Here is a 16402-nt window from a genome sequence, read left to right on the forward strand (position 1 = left end):
CAAGAGCCTCCGCGTCGACCGCCGCACCTACAAGGCGACCATCAGCATCAACATCCTCTTGCCAGGACCGACCAGCCCTTAACTTCACGGCCTTGTCCTTTAGGGCGGGGAGCACGTCAAGTGAACCGTATGCAGAGGGAGCCTTGGCATCGCACCGTCAGAAGGCGTACCAGCGCGTTTCCGTGTTCCCGTCCCGGAGGGACGCCACCCGGCGCCGGAACTCGGCGAGGGCCTGCGCACGGGTAGGGGCGTGCTGGGCGACCCAGGCGCAGCTCGCCGTCTCGCGGGCACCGCGCAGGACGGCGCAGCCCTCCCAGTCGCGCACGTCCCACCCGTAGGCGGCCGCGAACGCCCCGTACGCCGCGGCGGGCAGGCCGTACCGGTCCCGGGCCAGGGCCATGACGACCAGGTCGTGCTCCCGCAGGTCCGTCGACACGGTCTCCAGGTCCATCAGGACCGGGCCGTCGGGGCCGACGTGCACGTTGCGGGGGAGGGCGTCGCCGTGGATCGGGCCCGGTGTCAGGTGCGGGGTGAGAGCGGCGACCTGGGCGGCGTAGCCGTCGCGCCGGGCCCGCAGGTACGCGGCGTCCGCCGGGTCGACGGCGTCGCCGGCCAGCCGCAGCCACCGCTCGACCCCGCCCAGCAGGTCGCGGGCGGGCAGGTCGAACGGTGGCGCCGGCAGGGCGTGGATGCGGCGCAGCAGGACCGCCAGGTCCTCCGGTCCGGCCGGCCGGACCGCGCCCGGCAGCCGGTGCCACACCGTCACCGGGTGCCCGTCCACCAGCCGCGGCTCCGGCTCCGCGGCCCGCACCGCCGGGATCCCGGCCTCCTCCAGCCAGAGCGCCACGGCGAGTTCCCGCCCGGCCCGCTCCAGCAGGTCCGCCTCCCGGCCGACCTTGACGACGAGGGCGCCGACGCCGAACACCGCGTTCTCGCCCAGGGAGAGCAGTTCACCCGCCGCTCCTCCGGCAGCCGGACCGAAGCCCGCGGCCGCCAGCACCTGCCTGGCCCGTCCCTCGTCCATACGCGCTCGCGCTCCCTCTCGGCTCCGGATCTTCGTGAGTCCGGTCAGTCTCGCACCGCCCCGTCCGACCGTAAATGAATTGTACGAGACGTCTCGTCTCGCTATGGTGATCGCATGACCTCAGCCAAGCCCGCACACATCGCCATGTTCTCCATCGCCGCCCACGGGCACGTGAACCCCAGCATCGAGGTGATCCGCGAGCTCGTCGCCCGCGGGCACCGGGTCAGCTACGCCATCCCGGCCTCCTTCGCCGACAAGGTGGCCGAGACCGGCGCCACCCCGGTGATCTGGAACTCGACCCTGCCGACCGACGACGACCCCGAGGCCTGGGGCACCGAGCTCATCGACCACCTCGAGCCCTTCCTCCACGACGCCGTGCAGGCCCTTCCGCAGCTCGCCGCCGCCTTCGAAGGGGACGAGCCCGATCTCGTCCTGCACGACATCACCTCCTACCCGGCGCGCGTACTGGCCCACCGGTGGGGGGTGCCCGCGGTGTCGCTGTCGCCGAACCTCGTGGCCTGGGAGGGCTACGAGGAAGAGGTCGCCGCACCGATGACGGCCGAGCTGCGCGCCTCCGAGCGCGGGCGCGCGTACTACGCCCGGTTCTCGGCCTGGCTCGCCGAGAACGGGATCGACGAGCACCCCGACCCGTTCGTCGGCCGCCCGCGGCGCAGCATCGTGCTGATCCCGCGCGCCCTGCAGCCGCACGCCGACCGGGTCGACCCGGCCGTCCACACCTTCGTCGGCGCCTGCCAGGGAGACCGGGGCGCCCAGGGGACGTGGGAGCGGCCGGCCGGGGCGGACAAGGTGCTGCTCGTGTCGCTCGGGTCGAGCTTCACCAAGCAGCCCGCCTTCTACCGGGCGTGCATCGAGGCCTTCGGGGGAGTGCCCGGCTGGCACGTCGTCCTCCAGATCGGCCGGTTCACGGACGTGGCGGAGCTGGGCGACGTCCCGGACAACGTGGAGGTGCACCGGTGGGTCCCGCAGCTGGACGTACTGCGCAAGGCCGATGCCTTCATCACGCACGCCGGGGCCGGTGGCAGCCAGGAGGGGCTGGCCACCGCCACGCCGATGGTCGCCGTACCGCAGGCCGTCGACCAGTTCGGGAACGCCGACGTGTTGCAGGCGCTGGGAGTCGCCCGGCACGTCCCCATGGAGGAGGCGGACGCCCGTACGCTGCGGGAGGCCGTCGAGGCCCTCGTCGCCGACCCCGAGGTCGCCCGGCGGGCCGCGGAGATCCGGGCGGAGATGGCGGGGGAGGGCGGTACGCAGCGGGCCGCCGACCTCGTCGAAGCTATGGTTCGGGCATGACCACATACGCGGCCCTGCTGCGCGGCATCAACGTCGGCGGGAAGAAGAAGGTTCCGATGGCCGAGCTGCGCGAGGTGCTCGAAGGCCTCGGGTACGAGGACGTGCGGACCTACGTGCAGAGCGGCAACGCCGTGTTCGGCTGCCGGGATGCCGACGAGGGCGTGCTGGCCGCGGAGATCGAGCGGGGCATCGAGGAGCGGTTCGGGTTCTCCGCGGCCTGTCTCGTGGTCGACGGGGCCCGTTTGCGGGCCGTGCAGGAGGCCTGCCCCTATCCCGCCGAGGAGCTGGAGGGGAAGCAGCTGCACGCCACCTTCCTCTCGGAGCAGCCCGATGAGGGGCGGTTCGCCGCGATCGACCGGGAGGCCTTCCTGCCGGAGGAGTTCGCCGTGGGGGAGCGGGTCGTCTACCTGTACGCGCCCGAGGGGCTGGGCCGGTCCAAGCTGGCCGAGGCCCTGTTCCGGCCGGCGGTGTTCAAGGGCATCAACGCCACCACCCGGAACTGGAACACGGTGGTGAAGCTCGTCGAGATGACCCGCTAGCTCCAGTCGATGTCGGACAGGCGCTCCAGCGGGGCCCGGTCCTCCACGGCCCGGGGGACGGCCAGGGTGTCCGCGTCGGCCATCGCCGTGGCGAACCGGATGTGGGTGCGCGCCTGGACCTCGGTGAGCTTGACCTGGAACACGCGGAACTCGTCCAGGTCCAGCGCCTCGGTCAGCACCAGGTTCTGCGTCAGCAGGAACGCCTTGCACTTCAGGGTGTCGTGCTCGGAGAAGACCAGCACCTTCCAGAACTCGCGCGGTATCTGTACGCCCCGGAAGAGGCGGTCGTCCTCCTGGAAGACCGGCCCGCCGAACACGCTCACCCGCAGCCCGTCGACCTCGACCTCCTCGAACACCGCGTCCTCGAGGTGCCCCCATATCCCGTTGCGGGCGCTCTGGTTGAAGTCGTCCATCTGCGGCGTGATGTTGGTGTAGAAGAACGATTCCCGGTTGGCCTTCTGCGCCTCGGCCAGCGGCCCCCACAGCAGATCGGCGCGGCGCGCGACGTGCCCCCGGTCGAGCCGGTTCTGCGCACCGCCCTTGTACAGGTCGTTGTCGACCTGCGCCGACAGCGGCAGGCGCGGGTCGGTCTTGAACCTGATGCCCCTGCGGTCGAGCTTCTTCAGGTTGCCGCCGTCGATGTTCCAGGCCACCCAGAACGCGAACCGGCGGCTCGAACTCAGCGCCAGCGAGAAGTGGGTGTAGGGGATGACCTCGGACCCGCCGAGCCGGACGGCGTCGTCCTTGACGGACGGGTTCAGCTTCGGGGGCGCTATCGCCACCGGGAGGAAGGCCGGGTCGTAGCCGGGGGCGGGCTCCACCTCCGGAGCCGGGCGCTGCAGGGTGATCTTCAGCTCGTCGAAGACCGCCCGGGGGAAGCAGGCCAGCGCCCGCTCCTCGGTGTCGGCCTCGGACTCGCCGCCGAAGTGCAGTCCCGCGAGCACGTCGCTCGGCCGTCCGGCGCGCGTCTTGAACATCCACGCCGCCCCCGAGTCGCCCCGCTTGCTGATCTCGCCGTCGGTCGCCGGGTTGCCGGGATCCGGGCCTATCTCGAAGCACTCGATCTCCTTGATGCCCACGCCCGTGCCGTAGTCGATGCGCACCTTGGCGAAGGGGCGGGTCACCACACCGTGCGTGACGCCCGTCGTGCGGCCGCACTTGACGACCTTGTCGTCGATCTGCGGCTCGCCCAGTCTGGCCGGGGTCACGTCGAGGTCGAGGATGCTCGGATCGCAGTCGCGGTCCGTGACCGTCGACACGGCGCAGTCGCCGGCGACACCCAGATGGGCGCGCACCAGCCGGCCCAGATGGTTGAGGGCGGTACGACTGTCGTCCTTGGTGCCCGGCTGCACGACGTGGTCGCCCCGCACCCCCGTGAGGCCGTTGAGGACGTGCCAGTTGCTCAGGAAGCAGGTCGAGCCGTCGTTCCGGTCGAAGACGACGCAGCCCAAGGTGCCCGCGCTGAGGTTGACGTTGCTGACGCTCACCCCGGGTCGCACGGGGTCGATGCGCCGCTGCCGGTCAGGGGTCTCCCCCTCGGCCACTACGAGGAAGTGCGGTGCGTAGCTGCGCTGCACGATGTCCGTCGGCACCCTGACCCCGTCGACGTCGATGAACGCGGGTATCTCCGCACTGTCCAGAAGACCGAGGCCCTCCGGCTCGACCTTCCGGTCGACCGTGAACTGCAGGGCCAGCTCCTTGCTCCGTTTGCCGTTCTTCTCCTTGTAGCCGATGCCGATCGAGGACACGTTCGGGTCGCTGAGATAACTCGACCCCCGCGTGCGGATGAAGTGCTTGAGCGAGCTGATCAGTTCGTCCTGCTCCTTCGCCGAGGGCTTCGGCCGGGCGGACGTGCGCTTCGTGGCAGCCATCGAAGGCTCCCTTCGGACAGGGAGTTCCGGGTGTGGGATGCCCGCCGGATCGCCCCGCGGTGACACACCGGCAGGGGCTCCCCGCTCCGTGCGTGCACTTCCAGCGTACGGCCGCCCTACGGGGCGAGCGCGTCGAGGACTTCGCGTTCCCGAGACGTGAGACGGATGGTTGCCGCGTCAAGGTTTTCGGCCAGATGGGCGGGCGAACCGGTGCCCGGCGTCGGGCACAGCACCGGCGACCGGTGCAGCAGCCACGCCAGCGCGACCTGGCCCGTGCTGGCCCCGTGCTCGGCGGCGACGGCGGTCAGCGCGGCCGCGCTCTCCCGGGTCAGGGAGCCGTCGCCCAGCGGGCGGTAGGGCAGGAAGGCGATCCCGCGTTCCTCGCACAGCTCCAGCACCGGAGCCGACCGGCGGTCCAGGAGGTGGAAGGGGTTCTGGACGGCCGCGATCGGGGCCAGCCCAAGCTCCAGAACCTGCCGCAGCTCGGACGCGGTGACGGTGTCCAGGCCGATGTGCCAGATCTTGCCCTCGGCTTGCAACTCGGCCAGCGCACCGAGCTGTTCGGCCACCGGCACCGTCGGGTCGATGCGGTGCAGCTGGTAGAGGCCGATGCTGTCCAGGCGCAGGCGCCGCAGGCTCGCCTCACAGGCCTGCCGCAACTGTTCCGGACGGCCGGCCGGATACCACCGGTCGGGACCGGTGCGCACCACCCCGCCCTTCGTCGCGATGACCAGCCGGTCCCGATACGGGTACAAGGCCTCGGCGATCAGCTCCTCGGCCAGGTGCGGGCCGTAGTTGTCGGCCGTGTCGATGAGGGTGACACCCCGCTCGACGGCCGTGCGGAGCAGGGCCCGGGCCTCGGCCCGACTCCCGCGCGGCCCCCAGTAGCCGGGCCCGACCAGACCCCCCGTGCCGAGTCCGAGCCGCCGCAGGGGAAGGTCGCCGCCGAGCCGGAACACGTAGTCCACCATGCCCCGACGGTAACGCAGGCCGCCGGATGTGCCAGGCTCCGCACATGCGCTACATCATCATCGGCGCCGGAGCGATCGGCGCGACCATCGGCGGACGGCTCGCCGAAGCAGGCCTGGAGGTCGTCCTCGCCGCGCGGGGCGCACACGCCCGGGCCCTGCGGGCCGACGGGCTGCGCCTCACCACCGCCGAGGGGACCCGGGTGCACCGGCTGCCCGTCGCGCAGGACCCGGCGGAGCTCGGCGAACTCCGACCGGACGACGTCCTGCTGCTGGCCGTGAAGACCCAGGACGCCATCGCCGCGCTCGACCTGTGGGGCGCCGCGGAAGTGGCCGGCGGCGGGACGGCGGCCCAGCGGCTTCCCGTGCTGTGCGCGCAGAACGGCGTCGAGAGCGAGCGCCTCGCCCTCCGCCGCTTCGCACGGGTGTACGGGGTCTGCGTGTGGCTGCCGGCCACGTTCCTGGAGCCGGGTGCGGTGAGCGCCCTCGGCACGCCCCGGACCGGCATCCTGCACATCGGCCTCGCCGTCGGCGGCGCGGACGGGCGGGCCCGGCGGATCGCCGCCGACCTGGAGGAGGCCGGCTTCGACGCCCCCGTGGTCGAGGACGTGATGCGGTGGAAGCACGCGAAGCTGCTCGGCAACCTCGGCAACGCGATCCAGGCCACCACCGGGCCCGAGCCCGACCCGGCCAAGGCGGCGCTGCACCGGCGGGCCCGCCGCGAGGGCGCGGCCGCCTTCGCGGCGGCGGGCATCGCCTACGCGTCGGAGGCGGAGGAGGCCGCGGCCTGGGACGGGCGTGCCGTGCAGCCGCCGGTGCTGCGGGGCGGGTCGTCCTGGCAGAGCCTGCAACGGGGGACCGGGTCGATCGAGGCGGACTACCTCAACGGGGAGGTGTGCCTGCTGGGGCGGCTGCACGGGGTGCCGACCCCGGTCAACGAGGTGCTGCGGCACGCGGCGAACATCTTCGCCCGCGAGGGCATCGCGCCGGGCTCGATGTCCATCGCGGACCTCACCGCCCTCGCCGACGAGGCCGCCGCCCGCCCCCACTAGCCGCCCTGCCGCCGGGCGGGGCGGCCGGTCAGGCCGAGAGGGCCGCGGGCCCGAGGTGCCGGACCCCGGCCGGGACCGCGGCGGCGGCCTCGTACCGGCGCAGCAGCAGACGGGCCAACTGCGGGGCGGCGCCGAGAACGCCGGCCACCACATCTGCGCCGGCCTCCCGCGCCCCGTCGACGATCCGGTCCGGCAGCCGTCCCGGGGCGATGACGTACGGCGCCACGGCGACGCGCCGGACGCCCTCGGCCCGCAGGGCCCGTACGGCGTCCTCCGTCCGGGGCAGAGCGGCGGAGGCGAACGCAGGCCGCACGGCGCACCAACCGGTGTGCCGCCACTCCCGCGCGGTTTCAGCGATCACTGCGATCGCCTCCGGGTCCGATGAGCCGGCGGACGCGAGCACCACACCGGTGGTGGCGCGGTCCGCCGGGGTGATCCCCGCCTCCTGCAGCCGGAGCTCCAGCGCTGCCGTCAGCAGCGGAGAGGGGCCCAGTACGTCGGCGACGCGGACCGTGAGGTCCGGCAGCCGGACCAGGGCCTCCGCGAGCGCCGCGGGGATGTCCGCCTTCGCGTGGAAGGCGCGGGTGAGCAGCAGCGGCAGTGCGACCACGTCGTGCACGCGGTCGGCGTGCAGCGCGGACAGCACCTGCTCGACCCGGGGGGCGTTGAAGTCCAGGAAGGCCGTCTCCACGCGCAGCCCCGGCCGCAGCGCCCGCACCCGCCGGGTGAGGGCGTGGACGGTCGCCGCGTGCCGCGGGTCGCGGCTGCCGTGGGCGATGACGAGGAGGACGGGGGCGGGGGCGGGGACCACGGCGATCAGCTCCGGGCCAGCAGGCCGCGGCTGCGCAGCACCCACCGCTCGACCGGGCTGAAGATCAGCAGGTCGATGGCGATGCCGACGACGAGGATCAGGATGATCGCGAGGAACACCCCGGGAAGGTCGATGTTGTTGCGGCCGTTCTCCAGCAGCTGGCCCAGGCCCAGGCCGAGGTCGGGGGAGGAGGCGATGATCTCGGCGGCCATCAGGGAGCGCCAGGAGAACGCCCAGCCCTGCTTCAGGCCGGCCAGGTAGCCGGGCAGCGCGGCCGGCAGGACCACGTGCCGGACGCCCTTGACCCCCGTCGCGCCCAGCGTCCGGCCGGCCCGCAGGAACAGCGGCGGGACCTGGTCGATGCCGGAGACGAGGCCGTTGGCGATGGAGGGGACGGCGCCCAGCAGGATCACCGTGAACATCATGGCGTCGTTGAGCCCGAACCAGAGGACGGCGGGCGGGACCCAGGCCACCGATGGCAGGGCCTGCAGGCCCGACAGGATCGGCCCGATCGCGGCGCGCACGAACGTGACCCGGGCGACCAGCAGGCCGAGCGGGGTGCCGATGGCGAGGGCGAGCAGGAAGCCGAGCATGCCGCGCGAGACGGAGGTCCAGACGACCTCGAACAGGGTGCCCTTGAGCCACATCTCGGCCAGGCTGTCCCACACCGCGGACAGCGGCGGCAGCTTGCTCTCCTCGGTGACCCCCGCCGAGACGAGGACCTGCCAGACGGCCAGGACCAGGGAGACCGCGAGGACCGGTGGGAGGACCTTCTTGAGGAGGACCTCCTTGACCGGGGTGCGGCGGACCTCGACGGCGTCGAGCGCGTCGAGGCCGGCTTCCAGGCCCGCGAGGTCGTCCGTCTTCGCCTTCGTTTCAGTGCTGGCCATGGCGGCGGATCTCCCCACGCAGGTGTTCGGTGATCTCGAGGGACAGCTCCGCGACGTCCGGGTCCTCGATGCGGCGCGGCTGCGGGATGTCGACGGTCCATTCCTTCGCGACCCGGCCGGGCCGGGAGGAGAGCAGGACCACGCGTTGGGCGAGGCGTACGGCCTCGCGCACGTTGTGCGTGACGAACAGGACCGACACGCTGGTCTCTTCCCAGATGCGGGTGAGCTCGCCGTGCAGGACGTCGCGGGTGATGGCGTCGAGGGCCGCGAACGGCTCGTCCATCAGCAGCAGCCGGCTGTCCTGGGCGAGGGCGCGGGCCAGGGCGACGCGCTGGCGCATGCCGCCGGACAGCTCGTGGACGCGCTTGCCGTACGCGCCGCCGAGCCGGACCAGTTCCAGCAGCCGCTCGGCCTCCGGCTTGCGGTCGGACTTGGGTACCCCGCGCAGCCGCAGGGCGAGTTCGATGTTCTTGCCCGCGGTCAGCCACGGGAACAGGGCGTGCTCCTGGAACATCAGCGCCGGGCGGCCGCCGGGGGTCGAGATCGACCCCACGGACGGCTCGTCCAGGCCGGCGACCAGGTTCAGCAGCGTGGACTTGCCACACCCGGAAGCCCCCAGGATGGTGACGAATTCGCCCGGCGCGACATCGAGGCTGATGTCGTCCAGGACGAGCTGCGATCCGGCCGGGCCGGAGAAGGACTTCGAGACGTGCTCGATCCTGGCGGCGGGGGCAGCCGCGGCCACGGCGCCCTCGGCGGCCTTGGCAAGCAGGGTGGCCATGGTCGTCACCTCCTGGGGGTTGTTCGTGCGGATTTACTTGGTGCCGAGACCGGCGTCGGAGACCTCGGGCTTGCCGGCGGCCTTGAGCACCTTGTTCAGGAGCGTCAGGTCGTAGATGCCGGCCAGGTCGGGCTGCTCGATGAGCTTGGCCTTCACCGCGTAGTCGGCCTGCGCCTTCAGGGTGGAGGCCAGCGGGTCGTCGGTGACGAGGATGCTCTTCCAGGCGGGGTCGATGACCTTCGCGTCGAGCTCCTTGCCGGTCTCGGCCTTCAGGGCCGCGTTTGCGGAGGCCTTGGCCTTGTCCGGGTTGGCGGTGATCCACTCGTTGGTCTTCACGGTGCCGCGGAGGACGGCTTCGACGACGTCCGGGTGCTCCTTGAGGAACTTCTGCGACACGATGATGTTCGTGATCACGAACTTCTTGTCGGGCCAGAGGTCGGTCTCGTCGAGAAGGACCGCGGCGCCGTCCGAGACCAGCTTGGAAGCGGTCGGCTCGGGCACCCAGGCGCCGTCGATGGAACCCTGCTTGAAGGCGTCCGGGGTCACCTTGTTGTCGGTGCGGACGACGGAGACGTCACCCTTGCCGGATTCCGGGTCGACCTTCCAGCCCTTGTCGGCGATCCAGTTGAGGAAGGCGACGTCCTGGGTGTTCCCCTTCTGCGGGGTGGCGATCTTCTTGCCCTTGAGGTCGTCCAGGGTTTTGATCTTGTCCGGGTTCACGACGAGCTTCACGCCGCCGGAGGCGGAGCCGGAGACGATCCGCAGGTTGGACCCCTTGGACTTGACGTAGCCGTTGATCGACGGCGAGGGGCCGATGAAGCCGATGTCGAGGGAGCCGCCGTTGAGGGCCTCGATCTCGGACGGGCCGGCGTTGAACGCCTGCGGCTTGATCTTGGTGCCGCCGAGCTCCTTGGCGATCAGGCCCTCCTGGAGGCCGACCAGGGCGGTGGCGTGCGTCAGGTTCGGGAAGTAGCCGATGCGGACCTCGGAGGCCGACAGCGCCTTGCCGGCGTCGGCCGCGGCACCGGCCTTCGTGTCGTCGGTCTTCTCGGCCTGGGAGCCGTAGCCGCACGAGGCGAGTGCGCCGATCAGGAGCGGGAGGGCGGCCGCGGCGGCGAGGCCCTTGCGCAGGGTCTTACGGGTGGTGGTCCGGGTGGTGGCAGGCACGGGAGGGCTTCCTCTCGTGACGTCGTCTCATGACGCACGTCTTCGCTTGTGGAGCAGGGTCGGATCGAGCTCGCGGTACTCGTGGGGGGTGAGGGCGCGCAGGCGGTGCGCGTACGTCATCGCGCACATCGCGCCACTCCTCCCTGGCCGCTGCCGAGGAGACCGCTGCCCACGCGGCCGCCCTCCTTGGCGAAGGTCGAAAAGACGTCGGCGGGCATGGCTTAGAAGTCCCACCCTTCGGTGTCCTGTGCGGCGTCGGCGTCGGCGCCGACACCGGCCTTGGCGGAGAAGGCCTCGCCGGCCATGCCCGCCGCGAGGGTGGTGCCGTCGGTCGGGTCGATGAGCAGGAACGATCCGGTGCGGCGGGAGTCGGCGTAGGTGTCGAGGGCGAGGGGCTCGGCGGTGCGTACGATGACCCGGCCGATGTCGTTGGCCACCAGTTGTCCGGGGGTGGGGTGCTGGGAGAGGTCGTCCAGCGTCAGGCGGGACGGGATCTCCTTGACGATCGCTTTGACGGTGCGGGTGGTGTGCTTCAGCAGGACCCGCGCGCCGACGGTCAGGGGCTGGTCGGCGACGTGGCAGACGGTCGCGACGACGTCCTGGGTGGTGGGGGGGACGGAGGTGGTCGGGGCGATCAGGTCGCCGCGGGAGATGTCGATGTCGTCCTTCAGGCGGAGCGTCACCGACTGGGGGGCCCAGGCGATGTCGACGCTCGTGCCGAGCGCGTCGATGCCCTCGATGATCGAGGTGCGGCCCGACGGTAGGACGGTCACGGGCTCGCCGACGCGCAGCACGCCGGAGGCGATCTGGCCGGCGTAGCCCCGGTAGTCGGGGTGTTCGGCGGTCTGGGGGCGGATCACGTACTGCACCGGGAAGCGTGCCGGGCAGGTGGCCAGGTCGTGGCTGACCGGGACGGTCTCCAGGTGTTCCAGCACGGTCGGGCCGCCGTACCAGTCCATGTGGGCGCTGGGCTCGACGACGTTGTCGCCGGCGAGCGCGGAAATCGGGATCGCGGTGATTTCCGGGACGCCGAGCTCGGAGGCGTACTCGGTGAACTCCTTGGCGATCGCTGCGAAGACGGCTTCCTCGTATCCGACGAGGTCCATCTTGTTGACGGCGAGGACCACGTGCGGGACGCGTAGCAGGGCCGCGACGGCGGCGTGCCGGCGGGTCTGCTCGACGACGCCGTTGCGGGCGTCGACCAGGACCACGGCCAGTTCGGCGGTGGAGGCGCCGGTGACCATGTTCCGGGTGTACTGCACGTGCCCGGGGGTGTCGGCGAGGATGAACCGGCGGCGGGCGGTGGCGAAGTAGCGGTAGGCCACGTCGATGGTGATGCCCTGCTCGCGCTCGGCCCGCAGGCCGTCGGTGAGCAGTGCCAGGTCCGGGGCGTTGTGCCCGCGGTCGGCGGACACCCGCTCCACGGCCTCCAGTTGGTCTTCCAGGACCGATTTCGAGTCGTGCAGCAGGCGGCCCACCAGGGTGGACTTGCCGTCGTCGACGGAGCCCGCGGTGGCGAAGCGCAGCAGCGTCGTCGCGCTCAGCTGCTCGGTGGTGCTGGACATGGCTAGAAGTACCCTTCGCGCTTGCGGTCTTCCATCGCGGCCTCGGACAGCTTGTCGTCGGCGCGGGTGGCGCCCCGCTCGGTGAGGCGGGAGACGGCGATCTCGGCGATCACCGCGTCGAGCGTGGTGGCGTCGGAGTCGACGGCGCCGGTGCAGGACATGTCGCCGACGGTGCGGTAGCGGATCAGCCGCTTCTCGACCGTCTCGCCGTCCTTGGGGCCGCCCCAGTCGCCGGCGGTGAGCCACATGCCGTTACGGGCGAACACCTCGCGCTCGTGGGCGAAGTAGATCTCCGGCAGGGCGATGTTCTCGCGGGCGATGTACTGCCACACGTCCAGCTCGGTCCAGTTGGACAGCGGGAAGACACGGACGTGCTCGCCGGGCGCGTGCCGGCCGTTGTAGAGCTGCCACAGCTCCGGGCGCTGGCGGCGCGGGTCCCACTGGGAGAACTCGTCACGCAACGAGAACACCCGCTCCTTGGCGCGGGCCTTCTCCTCGTCGCGGCGGCCGCCGCCGAACACCGCGTCGAAGCGGTGGTCGTGGATCGCCTCGGTCAGCGGGACCGTCTGCAGCGGGTTGCGGGTGCCGTCGGGGCGCTCGCGCAGCGTGCCGGCATCGATGTACTCCTGGACGGAGGCCACGTGCAGCCGCAGGCCGTGCTCGGCGGCCGTGCGGTCGCGGTAATCGATGACCTCGGGGAAGTTGTGCCCGGTGTCCACGTGCAGCAGCGCGAACGGCACCGGCGCCGGGGCGAACGCCTTCAGCGCCAGGTGCAGCATGACGATGGAGTCCTTGCCACCGGAGAACAGGATCACCGGCTTTTCGAACTCGCCCGCCACCTCGCGGAAGATGTGCACCGCCTCGGACTCCAGGGAGTCCAGGTGCGACAGGGCGTACGGCGCGTCCGCGTCGGCGGCGTCGTTGTGCAGGTGCGCGGCGGTGGTCATGCCAGCCCCTTCTCGGTGAGCAGCGTGAACAGGGACGCCGCGGACTCCTGGACGGTCTGGGTGTGCGACTCGATGCGCAGGTCCGGCGCGGCCGGGGCCTCGTACGGGTCGTCGACGCCGGTCAGACCGGAGATCTCGCCCGCCGCCTGCTTGGCGTACAGGCCCTTGACATCGCGGACGGAGCACACCTCGACCGGGGTGGCCACGTGCACCTCCAGGTACGTGGTGCCGGCGGTGGCGTGCCGCTTCGCGACGGCCCCGCGGCTGTCGGCGTACGGCGCGATCACCGGGACCAGCGCCTTGACGCCGTTGCTGGCGAGGAGTTCGGCGACGAAGCCGATCCGCTGCACGTTGGTGTGCCGGTCCACGCGGGTGAAGCCCAGACCCGCCGAGAGGAACTCGCGGATCTCGTCGCCGTCGAGGACCTCCACCCGGTGGCCCTCCCGGCGTAGCCGCTCGGCCAGCGCGTGGGCGATCGTCGTCTTGCCCGCGCTCGGCAGACCCGTCAGCCACACCGTGGCTCCCCGGTCCGTCACGCTCATCTGCTTCTCCGTAGGTTCCGTCATCAGCCGTGCAGTCCGCACTCGGTCTTCGCCCGGCCCGCCCAGCGGCCGGCCCGGGCGTCCTCGCCCTCGGCCACCCGGCGGGTGCACGGGGCGCAGCCGACCGAGGCGTAGCCGTCCATCAGCAGCGGGTTGGTCAGGACGCCGTGCTCCGCTACGTAGGCGTCGACGTCGTCCTGGGTCCAACGGGCGATCGGCGAGACCTTGACCTTCTGCCGCTTCTCGTCCCAGCCGACCACCGGGGTGTTCGCCCGCGTCGGGGACTCGTCGCGGCGCAGCCCGGTCGCCCAGGCGTCGTACCCGGTCAGGCCCTCTTCCAGGGGCTCGACCTTGCGCAGGGCGCAGCACAGGTCGGGGTTGCGGTCGTGGAGCCGGGGGCCGTGTTCGGCGTCCTGCTCGGCCACCGTCCGGCGGGGGGTGAGGGTGATGACGTTGACGTCCATCACGGCCTCGACCGCGTCGCGGGTGCCGATGGTCTCCTCGAAGTGGTAGCCCGTGTCGAGGAAGACGACGTCCACCCCGGGGAACGCGCGGGACGCCAGGTGGGCGACGACCGCGTCCTCCATGGAGGAGGTCACGCAGAACCGCGCGCCGAAGGTCCGCGCCGCCCAGGAGAGGATCTCCAGGGCGGGGGCGTCCTCCAGGTCGCGGCCGGCCTGCTCGGCCAGCTCCTTGAGCGTCGTGGTGGTCATATGTCCTCCCCTCCGGCGGTCCCGGGCCGCAGACCGCGGGCCAGCAGTCCCAGGTACTTCAGCTGGAAGGCCCGGTTGCAGGACCGGCACTCCCAGGCCCCGTGGCCCTGCTCGTTCGGGAACAGGTCCTCGTCGCCGCAGTACGGGCAGTGGAACGGGGCTGCGCGCTCGCTCATGACAGGGCCTCCTCCGACGCCCGGCCCACCCACTGGGCGAACCGCTCGCCGTCCTCGCGCTCCGCCTCGAAGCGCTGGACGACCCGCTCGACGTAGTCGGGCAGTTCGGCCGAGGTGACCTTGAGGCCGCGGACCTTGCGGCCGAAACCGGCCTCGAGGCCGAGCGCACCGCCCAGGTGGACCTGGTAGCCCTCGACCTGGTTGCCGTCCTCGTCGAGGACCAGCTGGCCCTTGAGACCGATGTCCGCCACCTGGATACGGGCGCAGGCGTTCGGGCAGCCGTTGATGTTGATGGTGAGCGGCTCGGTGAAGTCCGGCAGGCGGCGCTCCAGTTCGTCGATGAGCGAGGCGCCCCGCGCCTTGGTCTCGACGATGGCCAGCTTGCAGAACTCGATGCCGGTGCAGGCCATGGTGCCGCGGCGGAACGGGGAGGGCTTGACCCGCAGGTCCAGCGCCTCCAGGGCGGCCACGGCCGAGTCGACCTGCGCCTCCTCGATGTCGAGCACGATCATCTTCTGCTCGGCGGTGGTGCGCAGGCGGCCGGAGCCGTGCCGGTCGGCGATGTCCGCGATCTTGGTGAGGGTGGCGCCGTCGACGCGCCCGACGCGCGGGGCGAAGCCGATGTAGTAGCGGCCGTCCTGCTGCTGGTGGACGCCCACGTGGTCGCGCCACCGGCCGCTGGGCTGCTCGGGCGCGGGGCCGTCGGCGAGCTTCCGCTTCAGGTACTCGTCCTCCAGGACCTGGCGGAACTTGGCCGCGCCCCAGTCGGCGACGAGGAACTTCAGCCGGGCCCGGGTGCGCAGGCGGCGGTAGCCGTAGTCACGGAAGATCGAGATGACGCCCTCGTAGACGTCCGGGACGTCCTCCAGGGAGACCCAGGTGCCCAGGCGGACGCCGAGCTTGGGGTTGGTCGACAGGCCCCCGCCGACCCAGACGTCGAAGCCGGGGCCGTGCGCGGGGTGGTTCACGCCGACGAAGGCGACGTCGTTGATCTCGTGCGCCACGTCCAGCAGCGGGGAGCCGGAGACCGCGGACTTGAACTTGCGGGGCAGGTTGGAGAAGTCCTTGTTGCCGACGATGCGGCGGTGGATCTCCTCGATGGCGGGCGTGCCGTCGATGATCTCGTCCTTGGCGATGCCGGCGACGGGCGAGCCGAGGATGACGCGGGGCGTGTCACCGCAGGCCTCGGTGGTCGACAGGCCGACGGCCTCCAGGCGGCGCCAGATCTCCGGGACGTCCTCGATGCGGATCCAGTGGTACTGCACATTCTGGCGGTCGGTGAGGTCGGCGGTCCCGCGGGCGAACTCCTCGGAGATCTCGCCGATGACGCGGAGCTGCTCGGTGGTCAGCCGGCCACCGTCGATGCGGACGCGGAGCATGAAGTACTTGTCGTCCAGCTCCTCCGGCTCCAGGATCGCGGTCTTGCCGCCGTCGATCCCGGGCTTGCGCTGGGTGTACAGGCCCCACCAACGCATGCGCCCGCGCAGGTCGTTGGGGTCGATCGAGTCGAATCCGGTCTTGGAGTAGATCGTCTCAATGCGTGTCCGCACATTGAGACCGTCGTCGTCCTTCTTGAACTGCTCGTTGCCGTTGAGGGGGGTGTGGTGTCCAACGGCCCACTGACCCTCGCCGCGGTGACGGCCGGGCTTGCGGCGCGCGGCGGCGGGTGTTTCGGGGGTGGCGGCCATGGCGGTACGTCCTTCTTCGGCGGCTCGAAAGCAAGGGCAGGGGGGAGTCGGCGGCGCGGCCCCCGTGACGTCGCTGACGCTGAGCAGGTGCGGCCGACCGCCGCGCGGCTCCGGTTGTGCCGGAGGTCAGGGCGGGTGGTCTGCCTCAGGGGACTGGCGGGGTGACGGCGCATCCGCGACGACGCTGGGCGGTGCGCTGTGCGGCGGTGGCTGGTTCTGTCAGCTCGCCGGACAGATGGCGCTGGACATGCGGCCGAGGTCGACGTGCCGCCGACTCACCAAGGCTGTTCCAGCTCCATTCATGGCCGAAGCGTGTCACGCGGCGATTGGAGGAGTCCACTACTGTCCATGATGTGG

The 16402-nt window shown here is 71.7% G+C and carries 16 protein-coding genes and 1 pseudogene; 3 read left to right on the forward strand and 14 right to left on the reverse strand.

What is annotated here, in order from left to right:
• Nucleotides 1-157 precede the first annotated feature (157 nt).
• Nucleotides 158-1024, reverse strand: a complete 867-nt coding sequence (locus ACFVGY_RS24685) for a phosphotransferase enzyme family protein (RefSeq protein ID WP_385680810.1) — start codon at nucleotides 1022-1024, stop codon at nucleotides 158-160.
• A gap of 79 nt (nucleotides 1025-1103) precedes the next feature.
• Here ACFVGY_RS24685 and mgt point away from each other — a divergent pair.
• Together mgt and ACFVGY_RS24695 are read left to right on the forward strand one after the other, a co-directional pair.
• Nucleotides 1104-2335: pseudogene (mgt, locus tag ACFVGY_RS24690) on the forward strand (macrolide-inactivating glycosyltransferase).
• Nucleotides 2332-2874, forward strand: coding sequence for a DUF1697 domain-containing protein (locus ACFVGY_RS24695; protein WP_385680812.1), 543 nt, complete (start codon nucleotides 2332-2334; stop codon nucleotides 2872-2874). The pseudogene mgt and the gene ACFVGY_RS24695 overlap by 4 nt, the downstream one beginning before the upstream one ends.
• On the opposite strand, the gene ACFVGY_RS24700 is transcribed toward ACFVGY_RS24695, so the two are convergent.
• Both ACFVGY_RS24700 and ACFVGY_RS24705 read right to left on the reverse strand, forming a co-directional pair.
• Nucleotides 2871-4745, reverse strand: a complete 1875-nt coding sequence (locus tag ACFVGY_RS24700; protein WP_385680814.1) for a DNA/RNA non-specific endonuclease — start codon at nucleotides 4743-4745, stop codon at nucleotides 2871-2873. The two genes, ACFVGY_RS24695 and ACFVGY_RS24700, sit on opposite strands and share 4 nt — an antisense overlap.
• A gap of 116 nt (nucleotides 4746-4861) precedes the next feature.
• Nucleotides 4862-5716, reverse strand: coding sequence for an aldo/keto reductase (locus tag ACFVGY_RS24705; RefSeq protein WP_385680816.1), 855 nt, complete (start codon nucleotides 5714-5716; stop codon nucleotides 4862-4864).
• A 44-nt stretch (nucleotides 5717-5760) separates the two neighbouring features.
• Here ACFVGY_RS24705 and ACFVGY_RS24710 point away from each other — a divergent pair, with 44 nt between their 5' ends.
• Nucleotides 5761-6765 carry a ketopantoate reductase family protein gene (locus ACFVGY_RS24710; protein ID WP_385680818.1) on the forward strand — a complete coding sequence of 335 codons (1005 nt, stop codon included), beginning with the start codon at nucleotides 5761-5763 and terminating at the stop codon, nucleotides 6763-6765.
• Nucleotides 6766-6793: 28 nt separating this feature from the next.
• Here ACFVGY_RS24710 and ACFVGY_RS24715 read toward each other — a convergent pair whose 3' ends face one another.
• The 11 genes from ACFVGY_RS24715 to ACFVGY_RS24765 form a co-directional block, all read right to left on the reverse strand.
• A complete protein-coding gene (locus ACFVGY_RS24715; RefSeq protein WP_385680911.1) occupies nucleotides 6794-7576 on the reverse strand; it encodes a sirohydrochlorin chelatase in 783 nt (260 codons plus the stop codon).
• A 5-nt stretch (nucleotides 7577-7581) separates the two neighbouring features.
• Nucleotides 7582-8466 carry an ABC transporter permease gene (locus tag ACFVGY_RS24720; protein ID WP_385680820.1) on the reverse strand — a complete coding sequence of 295 codons (885 nt, stop codon included), beginning with the start codon at nucleotides 8464-8466 and terminating at the stop codon, nucleotides 7582-7584.
• Nucleotides 8453-9247, reverse strand: a complete 795-nt coding sequence (locus ACFVGY_RS24725; RefSeq protein WP_385680822.1) for an ABC transporter ATP-binding protein — start codon at nucleotides 9245-9247, stop codon at nucleotides 8453-8455. The genes ACFVGY_RS24720 and ACFVGY_RS24725 overlap by 14 nt, the downstream gene beginning before the upstream one ends.
• A gap of 33 nt (nucleotides 9248-9280) precedes the next feature.
• A complete protein-coding gene (locus ACFVGY_RS24730; protein ID WP_385680824.1) occupies nucleotides 9281-10414 on the reverse strand; it encodes an aliphatic sulfonate ABC transporter substrate-binding protein in 1134 nt (377 codons plus the stop codon).
• Between the two features lie 221 nt (nucleotides 10415-10635).
• A complete protein-coding gene (locus tag ACFVGY_RS24735) occupies nucleotides 10636-11979 on the reverse strand; it encodes a sulfate adenylyltransferase subunit 1 (RefSeq protein ID WP_385680826.1) in 1344 nt (447 codons plus the stop codon).
• 2 nt (nucleotides 11980-11981) lie between these two features.
• Nucleotides 11982-12926, reverse strand: a complete 945-nt coding sequence (gene cysD / locus ACFVGY_RS24740) for a sulfate adenylyltransferase subunit CysD (RefSeq protein WP_385680828.1) — start codon at nucleotides 12924-12926, stop codon at nucleotides 11982-11984.
• Nucleotides 12923-13468 (reverse strand): adenylyl-sulfate kinase, encoded by a 546-nt coding sequence (cysC, locus tag ACFVGY_RS24745; RefSeq protein ID WP_385680830.1) that lies wholly within the window; start codon nucleotides 13466-13468, stop codon nucleotides 12923-12925. The genes cysD and cysC overlap by 4 nt, the downstream gene beginning before the upstream one ends.
• 23 nt (nucleotides 13469-13491) lie before the next feature.
• Nucleotides 13492-14181: a phosphoadenylyl-sulfate reductase gene (locus ACFVGY_RS24750; RefSeq protein WP_385680832.1), complete on the reverse strand. Its 690-nt coding sequence runs from the start codon at nucleotides 14179-14181 to the stop codon at nucleotides 13492-13494.
• On the reverse strand, nucleotides 14178-14357 hold the full coding sequence (locus ACFVGY_RS24755) for a hypothetical protein (RefSeq protein ID WP_385680834.1): 180 nt from the start codon (nucleotides 14355-14357) through the stop codon (nucleotides 14178-14180). The genes ACFVGY_RS24750 and ACFVGY_RS24755 overlap by 4 nt, the downstream gene beginning before the upstream one ends.
• The gene (locus tag ACFVGY_RS24760) at nucleotides 14354-16045 is read right to left on the reverse strand and encodes a nitrite/sulfite reductase (RefSeq protein WP_385680836.1); all 1692 of its coding nucleotides are present in this window, start codon (nucleotides 16043-16045) and stop codon (nucleotides 14354-14356) included. The genes ACFVGY_RS24755 and ACFVGY_RS24760 overlap by 4 nt, the downstream gene beginning before the upstream one ends.
• Nucleotides 16046-16264: 219 nt before the next feature.
• A complete protein-coding gene (locus tag ACFVGY_RS24765) occupies nucleotides 16265-16348 on the reverse strand; it encodes a putative leader peptide (protein WP_312845914.1) in 84 nt (27 codons plus the stop codon).
• Between the last annotated feature and the right edge of the window lie 54 nt (nucleotides 16349-16402).

Origin of the sequence: Streptomyces sp. NPDC127106, from assembly GCF_042677605.1 — a bacterium.
Classification (GTDB): Bacteria; Actinomycetota; Actinomycetes; order Streptomycetales; family Streptomycetaceae; genus Streptomyces.

What these genes read in the sequence shown, in the direction of transcription:
- ACFVGY_RS24685 (WP_385680810.1), bottom strand. Translation starts at nt 1,024, where the DNA reads ATGGACGAGGGACGGGCCAGGCAGGTGCTGGCGGCCGCGGGCTTCGGT.
- ACFVGY_RS24695 (WP_385680812.1), top strand. Translation starts at nt 2,332, where the DNA reads ATGACCACATACGCGGCCCTGCTGCGCGGCATCAACGTCGGCGGGAAG.
- ACFVGY_RS24700 (WP_385680814.1), bottom strand. Translation starts at nt 4,745, where the DNA reads ATGGCTGCCACGAAGCGCACGTCCGCCCGGCCGAAGCCCTCGGCGAAG.
- ACFVGY_RS24705 (WP_385680816.1), bottom strand. Translation starts at nt 5,716, where the DNA reads ATGGTGGACTACGTGTTCCGGCTCGGCGGCGACCTTCCCCTGCGGCGG.
- ACFVGY_RS24710 (WP_385680818.1), top strand. Translation starts at nt 5,761, where the DNA reads ATGCGCTACATCATCATCGGCGCCGGAGCGATCGGCGCGACCATCGGC.
- ACFVGY_RS24720 (WP_385680820.1), bottom strand. Translation starts at nt 8,466, where the DNA reads ATGGCCAGCACTGAAACGAAGGCGAAGACGGACGACCTCGCGGGCCTG.
- ACFVGY_RS24725 (WP_385680822.1), bottom strand. Translation starts at nt 9,247, where the DNA reads ATGGCCACCCTGCTTGCCAAGGCCGCCGAGGGCGCCGTGGCCGCGGCT.
- ACFVGY_RS24735 (WP_385680826.1), bottom strand. Translation starts at nt 11,979, where the DNA reads ATGTCCAGCACCACCGAGCAGCTGAGCGCGACGACGCTGCTGCGCTTC.
- cysD (WP_385680828.1), bottom strand. Translation starts at nt 12,926, where the DNA reads ATGACCACCGCCGCGCACCTGCACAACGACGCCGCCGACGCGGACGCG.
- cysC (WP_385680830.1), bottom strand. Translation starts at nt 13,468, where the DNA reads ATGAGCGTGACGGACCGGGGAGCCACGGTGTGGCTGACGGGTCTGCCG.
- ACFVGY_RS24750 (WP_385680832.1), bottom strand. Translation starts at nt 14,181, where the DNA reads ATGACCACCACGACGCTCAAGGAGCTGGCCGAGCAGGCCGGCCGCGAC.
- ACFVGY_RS24755 (WP_385680834.1), bottom strand. Translation starts at nt 14,357, where the DNA reads ATGAGCGAGCGCGCAGCCCCGTTCCACTGCCCGTACTGCGGCGACGAG.
- ACFVGY_RS24760 (WP_385680836.1), bottom strand. Translation starts at nt 16,045, where the DNA reads ATGGCCGCCACCCCCGAAACACCCGCCGCCGCGCGCCGCAAGCCCGGC.
- ACFVGY_RS24765 (WP_312845914.1), bottom strand. Translation starts at nt 16,348, where the DNA reads ATGAATGGAGCTGGAACAGCCTTGGTGAGTCGGCGGCACGTCGACCTC.